This is a genomic window from Okeania sp. SIO3B5, assembly GCF_010692555.1.
Lineage (GTDB): Bacteria > Cyanobacteriota > Cyanobacteriia > Cyanobacteriales > Microcoleaceae > Okeania.
The window spans coordinates 1-14,423 of sequence record NZ_JAAHHG010000238.1; the positions used below are offsets into that span (position 1 = coordinate 1).

9 protein-coding genes are annotated in these 14,423 nt (G+C 35.1%); 3 read left to right on the plus strand and 6 right to left on the minus strand.

What is annotated here, in order from left to right; all coding sequences use genetic code 11:
- Positions 1-626 precede the first annotated feature (626 nt).
- Positions 627-2,192, minus strand: a complete 1,566-nt coding sequence (locus tag F6K54_RS25725) for an NADH-quinone oxidoreductase subunit M (protein WP_293083806.1) — start codon at positions 2,190-2,192, stop codon at positions 627-629.
- A gap of 353 nt (positions 2,193-2,545) precedes the next feature.
- Between F6K54_RS25725 and F6K54_RS25730 the strand changes: the two genes are divergently transcribed.
- On the plus strand, positions 2,546-2,998 hold the full coding sequence (locus F6K54_RS25730) for an NUDIX hydrolase (RefSeq protein WP_293083826.1): 453 nt from the start codon (positions 2,546-2,548) through the stop codon (positions 2,996-2,998).
- Between the two features lie 313 nt (positions 2,999-3,311).
- Positions 3,312-4,136, plus strand: coding sequence for an alpha/beta fold hydrolase (locus tag F6K54_RS25735; RefSeq protein WP_293083809.1), 825 nt, complete (start codon positions 3,312-3,314; stop codon positions 4,134-4,136).
- A gap of 569 nt (positions 4,137-4,705) precedes the next feature.
- On the opposite strand, the gene bioF is transcribed toward F6K54_RS25735, so the two are convergent.
- Positions 4,706-5,899 carry an 8-amino-7-oxononanoate synthase gene (gene bioF, locus F6K54_RS25740; protein WP_293083812.1) on the minus strand — a complete coding sequence of 398 codons (1,194 nt, stop codon included), beginning with the start codon at positions 5,897-5,899 and terminating at the stop codon, positions 4,706-4,708.
- A gap of 1,009 nt (positions 5,900-6,908) precedes the next feature.
- Here bioF and F6K54_RS25745 point away from each other — a divergent pair.
- Complete coding sequence (locus F6K54_RS25745; RefSeq protein ID WP_124146119.1) at positions 6,909-7,094, plus strand: hypothetical protein; 186 nt, start codon at positions 6,909-6,911, stop codon at positions 7,092-7,094.
- A gap of 107 nt (positions 7,095-7,201) precedes the next feature.
- Here F6K54_RS25745 and argH read toward each other — a convergent pair whose 3' ends face one another.
- The 4 genes from argH to ftsY all read right to left on the minus strand — a co-directional run bounded on the left by argH (position 7,202) and on the right by ftsY (position 14,159).
- The gene (gene argH / locus F6K54_RS25750; RefSeq protein WP_293083815.1) at positions 7,202-8,590 is read right to left on the minus strand and encodes an argininosuccinate lyase; all 1,389 of its coding nucleotides are present in this window, start codon (positions 8,588-8,590) and stop codon (positions 7,202-7,204) included.
- A 390-nt stretch (positions 8,591-8,980) separates the two neighbouring features.
- Entirely contained in the window at positions 8,981-9,223 is a 243-nt protein-coding gene (locus F6K54_RS25755; protein ID WP_293083818.1) for a hypothetical protein, read from the minus strand.
- A 130-nt stretch (positions 9,224-9,353) separates the two neighbouring features.
- Positions 9,354-10,781, minus strand: a complete 1,428-nt coding sequence (locus tag F6K54_RS25760) for a PP2C family protein-serine/threonine phosphatase (protein ID WP_293083820.1) — start codon at positions 10,779-10,781, stop codon at positions 9,354-9,356.
- A 1,713-nt stretch (positions 10,782-12,494) separates the two neighbouring features.
- The gene (gene ftsY, locus F6K54_RS25765) at positions 12,495-14,159 is read right to left on the minus strand and encodes a signal recognition particle-docking protein FtsY (RefSeq protein WP_293083823.1); all 1,665 of its coding nucleotides are present in this window, start codon (positions 14,157-14,159) and stop codon (positions 12,495-12,497) included.
- Positions 14,160-14,423 lie beyond the last annotated feature (264 nt).

A 14,423-nucleotide genomic window follows, 5' to 3' on the forward strand; every position in this document is an offset into this window, starting at 1 on the left:
GGCGTTGCTGATTCTGGGTATGATTTGATAATTTTATATTTTTGATTTTGTATTTTGGATGGTTTGAACTACTTGTTAATATTAACTGTTCCCTGTTCCCAGTTAAGTGTTCCCTCCATACCTATAAACCTACTTTCATACCTTAATTCAGCAATGCCAGTAATTATTTAGTTAGTAAGTGTATATTATTCTTATTTTTACTTCTTGCTCTCGGACGTTGCATGCAACGTCCCTACTCACGGCCATACTCCCCTGCTCAAGAAAATATAGAAAAGTTTTTGAGATTTGGTATTATTTGTATCCCTATTTCATTTGACAAAAATTGCATGATATAGTTTTAATTCTGAATAACTTAATTTGATGTTATGCACGCTTGAATAATTATCAATAATCAGATAATAGTCAGGAGGAAAGAGAAAGTTAAATAATTAATTATTAATTATTAATTATTAATTATTCATTATTCATTATTCATTATTACCTCTCCTTTAAAAGCAAGGATTGACTCAAAGGAAATTTTTTCTTTTTATCCCCTTAAAAGAGAAAAGTTTAAACCACAATTTTTTGGTAAAGGAGCGATCGCTGATTTTTTTGGTGCATCTCATATTTGCAAAAATACTTTTTTCTTATTCCCTATTCCCTGTTCCCTGTTCCCTGTTCCCTAAAAGCGATAAATTTTTGGCTTTATTCACGCATTGAGATGCACCCGATTTTTTAACTACCTGTGACAACATAGGTTGACCTGCGCTCATAGCATTTGCTTCAGTTTCAGTCCAACGCAACATCCAGTTTGGTTGTATTCCTAAAATGACGATTAGAAGTGCTAAGATAATAGATGGTATTCTATCTGACCATTGTACGGGAGGCAAATTCACAACTGTTTCAGATAACCTACCAAAAAATACTCGGTTCGCTAACAGCAAAAAATAGGCTGATGTTAATCCTGTTCCGATCATACATAGAATAGTAGGAACTGTAAACACATTGAAACTGCCTCTAAACACTAAAAATTCGGAAATAAATCCAACCATTCCTGGAATACCAGCACTTGCCATTACTCCTAAAATCATCAAACTACCAATCAATGGTAAACCTTGTTCTGGGTTTAACAAACCACGCAATACATCTATGTCACGGGTGCCAGCTTTTTTGTAAACTACTCCCACTAATAAAAATAGTAGGGCTGAAATTAGACCATGGCTAATCATTTGAAATACTGTGCCCAAAATGCTGAGGGGAGTTGCTGCTGCACTTGCTAATAAAATATAGCCCATGTGACCAACAGAACTATAGGCTACCATTTTTTTCATGTCTTTTTGGGCGATCGCATTAAATGAACCATAAAGTACACTGACTACTGCCCATATTGCTAACCATGGAGAAATATATACCCAAGCTTCCGAGAACATATTTAGTCCAAATCTCAGTAAACCATAAGTCCCTAATTTCAACAGCACTCCTGCTAAAAGTACGGAAATAGGTGTGGAAGCTTCAACATGAGCATCGGGTAACCATGTATGGAAGGGTACTAGAGGAATTTTAATGCCAAACCCGATGACTATAGTTCCTAATAATAATAGTTGAGTTCCTAAAGGTAGGGTATGGGCAACTGCTTGGTCGTAAGCGAAATTAGATGAGCCACTTAACCACGCTACTCCCAGGAACCCAGCTAGGATGAAAATTCCTGAAATTGCTGTGTAAATCAGAAATTTTGTGGATGCGTAACCCCGTCTTGGCCCTCCCCAAATTGCTATTAATAGGTATAGAGGAATTAGCTCTAGTTCATAGAAGAGGAAAAATAGTAGTAAGTCTTGAGCGAGAAAAGCTCCAAATACGCTGAGTGCTAGCAACAATATTAGGGAGTAATAAAAACGGGGTCTTTTGATTGATTCGTCTGTGGCATAAATAGCAATAGCAGTTAACAGACCATTTAAGACTACTAATGGTAGGGATAAACCGTCCATACCTAGGGAGTAGCTTAAACCAAGGGAGTCTATCCAGGGAAATAAGACGACGAACTGTAGATTTGGATCTTGTGGGTTGAATTCAGTTAGTAACACTAAGGACCATATGAGACTAATTATGGCCACAACTAGAGCTAGTTGCCTGGCTAGTTTTGGCGAGAGAGTGGTTGGCCAAAAACCAATGATAGCAGCACCTATTAATGGAACTAAGAGCAGACCGTTGAGCATTTTATTGATATTTTCCTTTGATGGGAATTGACAAATTGATTTAAGTGCAATTTACTTATAGGATATTACAATATGTTATATGTTTGACTAAGCTTTTAGTTAGGTAGCAAGAGAATAGTTTTCAAGAAATATTATTTAGGGATTGTAATAATAATTTTTTTATTCTCAATACTTGCTCCTATATTCCCAGTTAAGGTGTTTGGTAAAAATTGTAAAAATTGTACCTTATTAATTAGGTAAAAAAAATCGGCAATATCAGCTTGTAAACTAACTTTTTGTTTGCTCCTAGATAAAAAAACCTACAAAAATAATTATTGAAAGTGCTTTATATTTTAGTTGTGATTCCTCAGCTCATAAGTCAATTATGGAAAATTGGACAAACTGTAATTGGCTTAATTTTCCGCCATCCTGTAACAGGTGTTAATATAGTCCCCATTTTGCCTGATGGCCGGATAGTTTTAGTTCGTCGCCGTGACAATAATAAATATGCTCTACCAGGAGGTATGGTGGAATGGGGCCAAGATGTTACAACTACTGTGAAAAGGGAGTTACTTGAAGAAACAGGATTAGAGTTAGTCAAAATTCGTAGATTAGTGGGAGTATATTCTGCACCAGATCGAGACCCTAGACTACATTCTATTAATATTTTGGTTGAGGCTGATGTTCAGGGAGATTTGAATGTTCAAGATGCTGTGGAAATTACTGGTGTTCAAGCTTTTGAAGTTACGTCTATACCGGATAATCTTGGCTACGACTACAGCCGACAATTAAAGGATTATTTTAGTGGTTTGACAATTTTAGATTAATTTCGTGATTTGATAATCTCATAATAGAAAAGGATTATTTGAAGGTATTTTCACTTGAATATAGCAATTCCCAAGAAGCGTTAGGTATAAAATTCCTGTGTTTTAGGGAGTAGGGAGTAGGGAGTAGGGAGTAGGGAGTAGAAAAGAAGAAAAACAACTGTACCTCAGTAATTTGAGAAACGCTATATATCTATAATATAAGGTGAGATCTCTATAAATTATCAATTATTTCTCCCTGTTCCCTGTTCCCTGTTCCCTGTTCCCTGTTCCCTATTTTATGGAGATATCTATTAAGTTTTATAATTCCATAGTCATGCACTTTTTATGGCGTAATTCTCGTGTCAAGTTGTCTGGTGGAGTATTGTTTTGGCGTGAAATTGGTGGTAATTCAAATAATGTAGTTTTTCTGCATGGATCTTGGCATGATAGTAATCAATGGTTACCAGTTATGGAACGATTGAGTCTACATTACCATTGCTTTGCACCAGACTTACCAGGGTTTAGTGAGTCAGAATTTTCTGCTACTCATTATTCAATTAATCAAATAGTAGAATCTTTGGCTGAATATATAACTACTTTGAAATTGGAGAAGGTATATTTAGTTGGTCATTCTTTAGGGGGTTGGATAGCTGCTAGTTATGCTCTCAAATATTCTGAACAAGTATTGGGCACGATATTAATATCTCCTGAAGGAATTAATCTTGCTGCTGTTAAAGCACGTTGGCGGTTATTTAGATGCTTAACTCAAAAACCTTCTTTTTTGTGTTGGGCTTTACAATTGATATATCCTTTTATTAGGTTATTAGGCGCTCACACAAAAATTAAGAAAATTCTACAATTTCGACAAAAATTATTGCTTTCTTCAACGGGAAGTAAAATTCTATTTAGACCTAAATGGGCGGAAATTCAATCTGAGTTATTGAAAGAAGATTTGGCTTTTTTGAAAGTAAAAACATTAATTTTACAAGGTTATAAAGATACTGATATTGCTTTATCTATGAGTAAGTTTTATGCGGATTTATTGCCGAGCGCTAAACTTCATTTAATTAATTCTGGTGGAGATAATTTACCGGAACAAATGCCGGATATAGTAGTAGAAGAAATTACGAATTTTCTGAGTGATGGAGATGATTTTTAGTATATAAAAGGTGCGTGTAGTTTCATTAATTGATTATGGATAATGGATAATTGATAATTACCTCTGGTTAAAACCGATTCGTAATACCAAATTCAAAAAAGGTAGTTACATCTTAATTTGTGATTTATTCCTAAAAGAAAAAATCATAAGTTCCATAAATTCTAAAGTTTTCACTTTTTTTCCTCTTTAATATTTCTGTTTTTCTTTCCCTGTTGCCAGATGAGCTGTTGCCTTTCGGAGCTGTGTCGTTACTGTAACAATATTTTATGAAATTGGTATAACATTCTTTTTTTAAATTGGTATCATACCAATTTACTTTAGGGATGTCACAAATAGTTTCCAACTTTAAATGTCAAATAATTGCCCGAAACTATGGCATTATTAAAGTTTTTAGTTGATCAAATCTAACTTCTAACTTCTAACTTCTAACTTTTGACTTCTGATGTCTGAATTCTGACTTCTGATATCATGTCCGGTAGCATCGTTTGTGTATAAAATTAAGGTGAAAAAAGGAGAAAACCTTCTGCCTCCTGCCTCCTGCCTTCTGCCTTCCTTCCACCAAAGTCTAATTATTCAACCGGACATGATATGACTTCTCCTAATGCTGCGACTAATTGCTGGATATGATTTGTTTCATGGGTGGCCATTAATGAAATGCGAATCCGACTGGTATTAACCGTAGGTGGGCGAATGGCCGGAGCAAATATTCCTGCTTGTTTTAATTTTTCTCCTATTATTAATGCTTCGGCTGCATTTTTGAGAGGAAAGCAGATAATTGGCGATCGCTCATTCAAGTTTTTTTTCTTTGCTCCTAACTGTTGATTTTCTGTTTCTAATAAATTCAATAAAGTCTCTAGATTTTGCCATAATTTGAGACGACGTTCTGGTTCTTTTTTGATAATTTTTATAGCTGTTAAAGCAGCAGCAGTATCTGCGGGAGTTAAACCTGTTGTATATATCCAACTGGGTGTTCTATTTCTGAGAAATTCAATTAATTTTTTTGATCCAGCAACATAGCCTCCTAAACTTCCTAATGCTTTGCTGAGAGTACCAATTTGAATTAATTCTTTTCCTGTACAGTTAAAATGTTCGACACAACCTCCTCCATTCATTCCAAATACTCCTGTGGCATGAGCTTCATCTACTAATAACATACTGTTATATTTTTCTGCTAAATCTAATAATAATGGCAGCTTACATAAATCGCCATCCATACTAAAAACACTATCTGTAATTATTAAGCTGCGACGATATTTTTCTCGATATTGTTCTAGTTTATTTGTTAATTCTTCAATATTATTGTGGCTATATTCAATAATTTCTGCACCGCTAAGAATAGCTCCATTTTTTAGACTAGAATGATTATATTTATCTGATAAAATCAGGTCACGTTTACTGACTACTGAAGATATTACACCTATATTTGCTAAATATCCTGAACTAAAAACTAATGCTGTTTCTGTTTGTTTTAATTTGGCTATTTCAAGTTCTAATTCCTGATGTATTTCTCGATGACCTGTTAATAAACGAGAACCAGTGCTACCTGTACCAAATTCTTTTGTTGCTTGAATAGCTGCCTCAATTAAACGTGGATCTCCTGCTAATCCTAAATAATCATTACTGGCAAAATTTATGAATTTTTTTCCTTCTAGTTTTATGGTTGCGCCGGGAATACTTTCGATAGTTTTGACTGAACGATACCAGTTAGCTTTATGTATTGTTGATAGGGACTTCTCTATCCAATGATAGGGATTACTTGGCATTTTTTATGATTTATTTTATTTGTTTTTACTATAGTAATTCACAATAAGCATGAAGTACAAAATTCCTTTTTTTTAGGGAGTAGGAAGTAGGGAGTAGAAAAACAACTGTACCTCATTCATTAATTGATAATTGATAATGGATAATTGATAATTACCTCTGGTTAAAACCGAGAGGATTGAATATAAGGAGATATTATTTCTTTTTTTCCCCTTAAAAGGGAAGGCTTTAAACCAGAATTATTTGATAATTAATAATTAATAATTAATAATTCGGTAACTTGAGAAAAGCTATAGCAATTATCCATAATGTCTAATACCAACTTGATAAGTTTTTGTGACCGAAGAATTAATAATTAATAATTAAATAATTCGGGTGCATCTCATAGCAAGCAAAAATACTTTTTTCCTATATATTCCCTGTTCCCTGTTCCCTGTTCCCTGTTCCCTATCAGATAACATTCCTATATACTTTGATATATTAGTAATTCTAGATAAAATATAGCAATCAGGAATCAGATGTGAGAATTGAGGTGTTCCTTTAAAGCATAAAATATAGCAGTTTTCTTATTCTTATGTATTCGTTTCTTCCCTATTCCCTATTCCCTAGAACAAAAGTCTCCAATATCTCACAACTAAAATCATATTGCTATATTTATTGCTGACTTTTTAGATTTATTTTTAGTAGGCAAATATTCAAGTCTTTGCTATAATAAAAAAACTGTCTAAAAATAAGCACCTTTGTTCTTTATCCCCTATAGCCCCTATTTGAAAAGGGAAGATAAAAGGAGGCACGGGAAAACTTTAAGATTAATTGGTTTTCCCAACGGTGTGTTATAATTACTGAGGCTGATGGGCTAGCAGTTTCAGTCTGTGGAGTGACTGTAAGACCAAAAAAAGGTTTAGCCTTGGAGGCAGTTGCATAGAAGCAGAAACCTAAATTGCGAGGTTTAGGAATCCCCCTTTGTCGTTCAAAGACAAAGCCGGGAGGATGTCAATTAGTGAGGTAATAATGGCTAAACGCCGTAATCCAAAAAAAGAGAAAGCACAACGTAATCTGGCTTACGCACGTAAGTTTCGTAAGAAAAAAGGTACAGGTTTTTTTTCTAAGCGATATTCGTCTAAGTTTTCATCTAACAATAATGAAAATGGTAGTAACGAGCAAAATTCAGAAGAAACTGCTGCTGTAGATCAATAGTACATTTGACTGTTTAAGGTTCCAAGCGATAAATTTTGATATGTAAAATGTCAAATCTAGATTTGAGACTTAGCAACTCAAATCTAGAATCTGACAATTAAAGAAAATTAAATTGCCAATTTATGTTTAGCTGTAGCAATTTCTTTTTTTACTTGTTCAAAACCTGTACCACCATAACTATTCCGTGCTGATACTACTTGTTCAGGAGCGATCGCTTGATAAATATCTGCTGCAAATTTTGGATGTAATTCTTGCCATTCTTCTAGGGTTAAATCTTTCAACAATTTATTAGTAGAAATACAAGTTTTCACAACTTTACCTACTAAATTATAAGCTTCTCGAAATGGTACGCCACGAGCTGCCAAATAATCGGCCACATCTGTGGCATTAGAAAAATCTTCTGAAACTGCTTCTGTTAAGCGATCGCTATTAAACTCTAAACCTTCATTGAGTAAAATTGTCATTGCTTCTAGACAACTTTTAACTGTTTTTATCGTATCAAATAAACCTTCTTTATCTTCTTGTAAATCCTTATTATATGTTAGTGGCAGTCCCTTCATTATGACTAACATACCTTGCAAATGACCAAAAACTCTGCCTGTTTTTCCCCTAACTAACTCTGGCACATCAGGATTTTTCTTTTGAGGCATAATACTAGAACCAGTAGCACAACTATCAGTTAAAGTAACAAACCTAAACTCCTCAGATGACCATAAAATTATTTCCTCTGCCAAACGACTTAAATGCACCATAATTATACTAGCTGCACAGAGAAATTCAATAGCAAAATCTCGGTCACTTACCCCATCCAAACTATTAGCATAAGGCTTTTCAAACTTTAATAATTCAGCAGTATAGTGTCTATCTATAGGAAAAGTTGTACCTGCCAAAGCACCACAACCAAGAGGAGAAACATTCACTCGGCGATAAACATCTCCTAGTCGTTCCCAGTCCCTTTCAGCTTTGTGAAAATAAGCCAAAAGATGATGAGCTAAACTCAAAGGTTGTGCCCTTTGTAGATGAGTATAACCAGGAATTAAAGTTTCTATATTAGATTCAGCTAACCCCAATAAAGATGATTGAAAATGTCTTAATAAAGCCCTAACTTGCTGAATTTCTTCTCGTAAATAAAGCCTCGTATCAGTCCCTACTTGGTCATTTCTCGACCTAGCTGTATGTAACTTTTTACCAATATCTCCAGTAATATCTGTAAGTCTTTTTTCCACAGCAAAGTGAACATCTTCCGCATCTACATCCGGGCAAAATTTTCCCTCTCGATACTCTTGACGAATTTGTTCTAAACCCTTAACTAACTTTTCACCTTCTTCTGCCGAAATAATACCTGTTTTAGCCAACATTTTTGTATGAGCTACCGAACCAGTAATATCGTACTCAATTAATTCAATGTCAAAACTAATACTGGCATTAAATTTAGCTATAGTAGGATGCAACGCCTTTTCAAATCTTTTGCTCCAAGTTTGTTTATCTTGCGTCATTTTGTAGATTTTTTTTCTATTTAACTCTATTGAGATGTCAGGTTTTATAGCAATGGAAGGAAAAGACACAGACATCACAAGCTTCTTCCTTCTTCCTTCTTCCTTCTTCCTTCTGCTATTGAGATGTCAGGTTTTATAGCAATGGAAGGAAAAGACACAGACATCACAAGCTTCTTCCTTCTTCCTTCTTCCTTCTTCCTCCTGCTATTGAGATGTCAGGTTTTATAGCAATGGAAGGAAAAGACGCAGACATCACAAGCTTCTTCCTTCTTCCTTCTTCCTTCTTCCTTCTGCTATTGAGATGTCAGGTTTTATAGCAATGGAAGGAAAAGACGCAGACATCACAAGCTTCTTCCTTCTTCCTTCTTCCTTCTTCCTTCTGCTATGTAATTAAGGCAAAATACTCTTAACCATCCAACCAATAAATAAACCAACTAATAGTGCCCAAACTTGACCACATTCTATAAAATTGTTCCAAGCTTTTTGCACATCAGACCATAAGTTTACATCAACTTGTTGAGCCAAAAGTTGCCAACTATACAATATTTTTGGTCCTAACAAATCTAGAATATTAGTCTCACAAATGATCGGATTCAAACCTGATGTAGTTTTGGAAATTATATTAATAATCATAGTATTTATCAAAGTAATTGGTTTGCGCCACTCCACCTTGATTGGCGAAATATTTTGGGAGGCTTGCTCAAATCCCCGTAACAAAAACAACTTCTAAATTTTGACTTTTGACTTTTGACTTTTGACTTCGTTAATCTGCTGTAGAAGATTTTACTCTCATAACTACTAGAGTCATATCATCTGGATTTTGATTTCCTTCACCAACAAATTGTTTTACTTGAGCAAATAAGTAATTTAATATTTCTTGCGGTTGTTGATAATTTTGACACGCAAACTTGAAAGCTTCGCTCAACTTAATATCATCGTAACGATCGCCATTTTGGTTAGCTGCATCTGTAAACCCATCTGTATAATAAATAATAGTATCTCCTGGATTAAGTTTAACTTGCGCTTCATGGTATTCAGGGTCTACTTCTAAACCAACCAACATTCCCAAAGTATCTAACTGCACAATAGAGTTACTAGCAGCTTGCCACAACATTGGAGGATGATGGGCCGCATTGCTATAGGACAAAATGCTGGTTTCTGGATCGTACTCTGAATAAAACAAAGTCACAAACCTATGGGAACTTTCCAAATCAGCATACATTACTTGGTTCAAGTGTTGTAGGACTCGTGCTGGTGAGTGGCGGTTTAATACCTCAGCTCTCAACATTCCTCTAGTCATGGTCATAATTAAACCAGCAGGTACACCTTTGCCCATTACATCTCCAATCACTATACTCCAGCGACAGTTTTGCTGTTTTTTGTTTTTGGAATTCAACTGGTCGTAGTTGGAGGGGATAAAATCATAATAGTCTCCTCCGACTCGGTTTGCTGTTTGACAACGAGCAGCAAGGGTAATACCAGGAATTTCTGGACATTCTGGAGGCAATAGTTGCAGTTGAATTTCTGCCCCTATTTCTAGTTCTCTGTCCAAACGTTCCTTTTCTCGTAAGGATGTAGCTAATTCATCATTAGCAATAGCTACTGCAGTCTGATCTGTTACTAGACGAATTAATTTTTGTCTAGCTGGTGTCCAGACATATTCTGGATCGTGACTAAATACATATAGACGACCTCGTTCTGAGTTATTCACCAGAATTGATGCCCCAAATAATTGAACATCACTGCCTAGATAGTTACTAACTTGATAGTCCAAACTAGCAGTTTGAATTGAGATTTCCTGCAGTTCTGCGGGTAAGGTTGTTTCTGTGATAAATTGACGAGTTGCGACTTCTAATGCTTGGCGAATATCTTGACATTGGCGGCCTTCTTGGCAGTGTAGTTGTTGGAACCTAACTTGACCATTGGGTTTAAATAATACCAGTGCCCCTCCATCAGCATCGGTTACTCGACAACCAATTAGAGGAATCAATTCTAGAAACTGATTGAGATTATTGAAGCTACGCAAGGCAAAGCCAAGAGAACTTAATAAATCATTAACATTTTGTTGTTCCTTGTGTAAACGGGCCACCATTTCTTTGAGAGCATATACTGATGTTACTGATGAAGATGTCTCACTGGTATTTTGGTCAGTTGGTTCGGGGTAGTTTCGATGTATTGGCACTATAGTCATTATGTTTTATATATAGATTTGATTTACTTAAAGTCTGTTGATGCTTAAGGGTTGGTGATACATTTTTAACTCAAGTTTTGGCAAGTCTGGGTTTGTTTAGTTGCTGTTACCTTTTCTCTGTCTTGTTTTGCTAAGAGTTTTGATGGGAGCTATTTGCTTTGGTGCTATGCCTTTTTTGAGTTTGATTTTTTTTAGATAGAAATTTATTCCCTCAATTTATTAGATTTAGTTTATTAACTTATCCACAATATCTTCAGGATAAGTTCCTAAGTCAACTCAATGTTATAGTTTCAGTATTTGATTTTTTTTTACCATAATTATCAAATTATCAGCTTAAAATAAATTATTACAACACAATTCATTTAAGTAGACTACAAAATTATTTTTGGTTAGGCAGGTATGGACGTTGTATGCAACGTCTCTAGGCAGTAAGAGAATGATTTAGCTGTAGTCTATCTATATTGAAAAACGCTATAATTTACATTTTTTTATCTAAAATAGTATTTTTTCATAGACGATCTTTTAAATTATTGGTAAGCAAACAGCTATTAGCAGTCAGCTAGCCTCCTCCGGAGGAACTGCGGACTTCAGCAACAAGACTCTCTACTTAAAGGACGGTGTTTAAATTAACAACGGACTTTAAGGGCAAGGAAGGCAACTTTTGTAGTAAGACAGTTCATAAAGCTTTTCTCCTAAACTAATATTGCTTTCAGTTTTAGATAAAAATTTTACTAATTGAGTCATAATTTATACTTACTTTAAAGGCTGGTTGAAACAGTCTATATTCATTAAAACCCTCTAATAAGAGCTAATAGCTGAATGCTTACGAAATTTGTGACAAATATAAGATCATATCAAGTCTCACTACTCTAATTTTAATTAATATTCAATATTTTATTTTTTATTTTATTTTATTTTTTTCTAGGCTTCGTTTATACATATAGAAGTCGAAGCAAAAGTTAGGATAGTTCAAAAGTTTAAAACTCAGACAACCTCAATTTTTTTATTCTTCCTTCTTTCTGTTGCTATAAATATTATTTTTTAGATTAAGAAGGACAAACAATAATTAACGTTCACTTACCAAACAAAAATTTTGTCTATATCACTTATTGTCAGCTTTAAAGTATAAATAATATTTCTGTTAAATTGATTTTTTTTACTGCTATATTTTTCATACTAATTATTACTAGATACTGAAAGCAATATCAATATAGAGCTTGATTATTTTTATTTCCTGTAGTTTAAAGTAAATTTCAAGGATGATTCTTTATTTTAAAAACACCCTTAACACCCTAACCCATAGAGGGAAATCAAAATTATAGAGTCTGATACCCCTCACCTTAATTACTTCCACACTTCTACTGAAAAATACATCCGTTTTTTCACGACTACTACTGTTATACCATTACCGAAAAATTGTGGTCTAAAACCTCCCCTTTTAAGGGAATAAAAAGTGGTCGTTTTGCTAACGCATAATTACGTTAACGGCTGTCGCCGTCATGTTTGCGTAGCATGACCTAGGAAAAAGCGAAGCTTCCCGAAGGGTGGGATGGCTAGGTCTCTATCAAATCGACCAACAGAAAAGAATATTTCAGATTTCAATCCCAATACTTTCCTAGGTCATGCTGCGCAAACAGCTAGAGGTACTGATAACTGATAACTGATAACTGATAACTGAAATAACCCATCTTCCAGAGTAAGAGCGATGAATATCTAACCACTTAAAAGAGCTTCAACAAACTCATAACTAGAAAATGGACGGAGGTCTTCTAGACTTTCTCCCACACCAATAAAACGAATCGGTAGACCTAGTTGCTTGACAACAGCTAGTGCAACACCACCCTTAGCAGTTCCATCAAGTTTTGTCAATACTACTCCGCTAAGTTTAGCAGCTTTTGCAAAGACTTCTGCTTGTCGTAAACCATTTTGACCAAGTGTAGCATCTAAAACCAGTAGAGATTCCACCACTGCATCTGGTGCTTTTTTCTGCACTATACGGTGGATTTTACTGAGTTCGTCCATCAAATTTTTCTTGTTTTGTAGTCTTCCGGCAGTGTCCACCAGTAATAATTCTGTATTTCTGACTTGAGCTGCTACTATAGCATCAAATACTACCGCTGCTGGATCGGTATTCTTACCAGGATTAGCAATTACTTCTACTTCACTGCGTTGTCCCCAAATTTTTAACTGTTCTACTGCTGCTGCTCGAAATGTATCTGCTGCAGCGATTAAACATCTGTAGTTTGACTTAGTAGCTAAATGAGCAATTTTACCGATAGTTGTGGTTTTACCTGCCCCATTTACACCATTAACCAGCCAAATATTCAAAGTATCCTTTTCTGGGACAAAAGTTAAGTTGTAGGCAGGACTAATTGTTTCAGAATCTTGGAATGGCTTATCTAGAATATCTCGTAAAATGCTTTTCAGATAGGCGATCGCTTCTTCTGGGGGTAAAATTTCTTCACGCAATTTATTTTGTAGGGTTTCTATCACTAAGTCTGTCGCTTCTACTCCCACATCAGCTTGTAGCAACATTGACTCTATTTCCATCACCGCATCTTCATTTAGCGGTCCTTGGCCAACAATTGCTCGTAATTGATTGAGTAAGTTGCGTCGAGTTCTATCTAAGCCTTGTCGTAATTTCTTGAGCCAAGAAATTTCTTCTACAGATACTTGTTCTGGGCGACGTCCTTGAGCTGCTAAAATTTCTGCTGACCACAGAAATGCTTCATCAAGTATTAGGGGGTCTATTTCTTCTACTTCAGTTTCTACGGTTGTTTTATCAAGAGTTTCTGGTTCTGGTTCTTCTATGGCAGTTTCTTTGAGACGTTCTACCCTTGCTTGTCTTTCTGCTTGAGCTTTAGCCCAGAAAGGTAGTTGTTCTGATGTTTGAGTTTCTTCAACAGTTGAATCTGGCTTTACTTGAGTTTCTTCTTCAGTCAGTTGTGTTTGGCTAGAGGGGGTTTCCTCTACTATTGGAACTGGTTTAAGCAGGGTGTCTGTTTCTGTAGCTTCTGTCTTTTCTGCTGCAATATGCTCTATTATTGGAAGAGGATTTGATATGATTGGCTCATTTTTTGTCTCTGTTGAGGGTGTTTTAGTTTCTGGCTTTTCCTCTACATCATTAGTGGTATCTGTAGCGACTTGAGATTCTTGTAATTCATTTTTTTTCTTTTCTTGAATATTTTTGTAAGCTGCTTTAGCCCAACTTAAATAATCTTCTGTTGTCTGTCCTGACTCTTCTGTTGATTTTGCTTGTGATTCAACTTTATCTTCTACCTGTTCTTTCTGTTCTTTTTCAGCCTCAGGTTTAGATGTCTCTTTTGAAGTTTTGTCTGAGCTGTCATTATATTGACGACGGAACCAATTAAAAACCATATTTATTTTAGATATTAATATTTTACAGGGAATAGGGAATAGAGATTAGTATTAAACTTTACCTCACTTTTAGGGAATAAGGAATAGGTATCCGCTCAATAAATGGTGGCGCACTACCAGTTGAGGAAGGATTTTACCGAATAATTAAGGTTTAAAGCCTCTCCTTTAAAGGAGAAACAAGAAAATATTTTCCTTTGATTCAATCCTCTTCCTTTTAGGGAGAGGTAATTATCAATTATCCATTATCAATTATCAATTATTGAA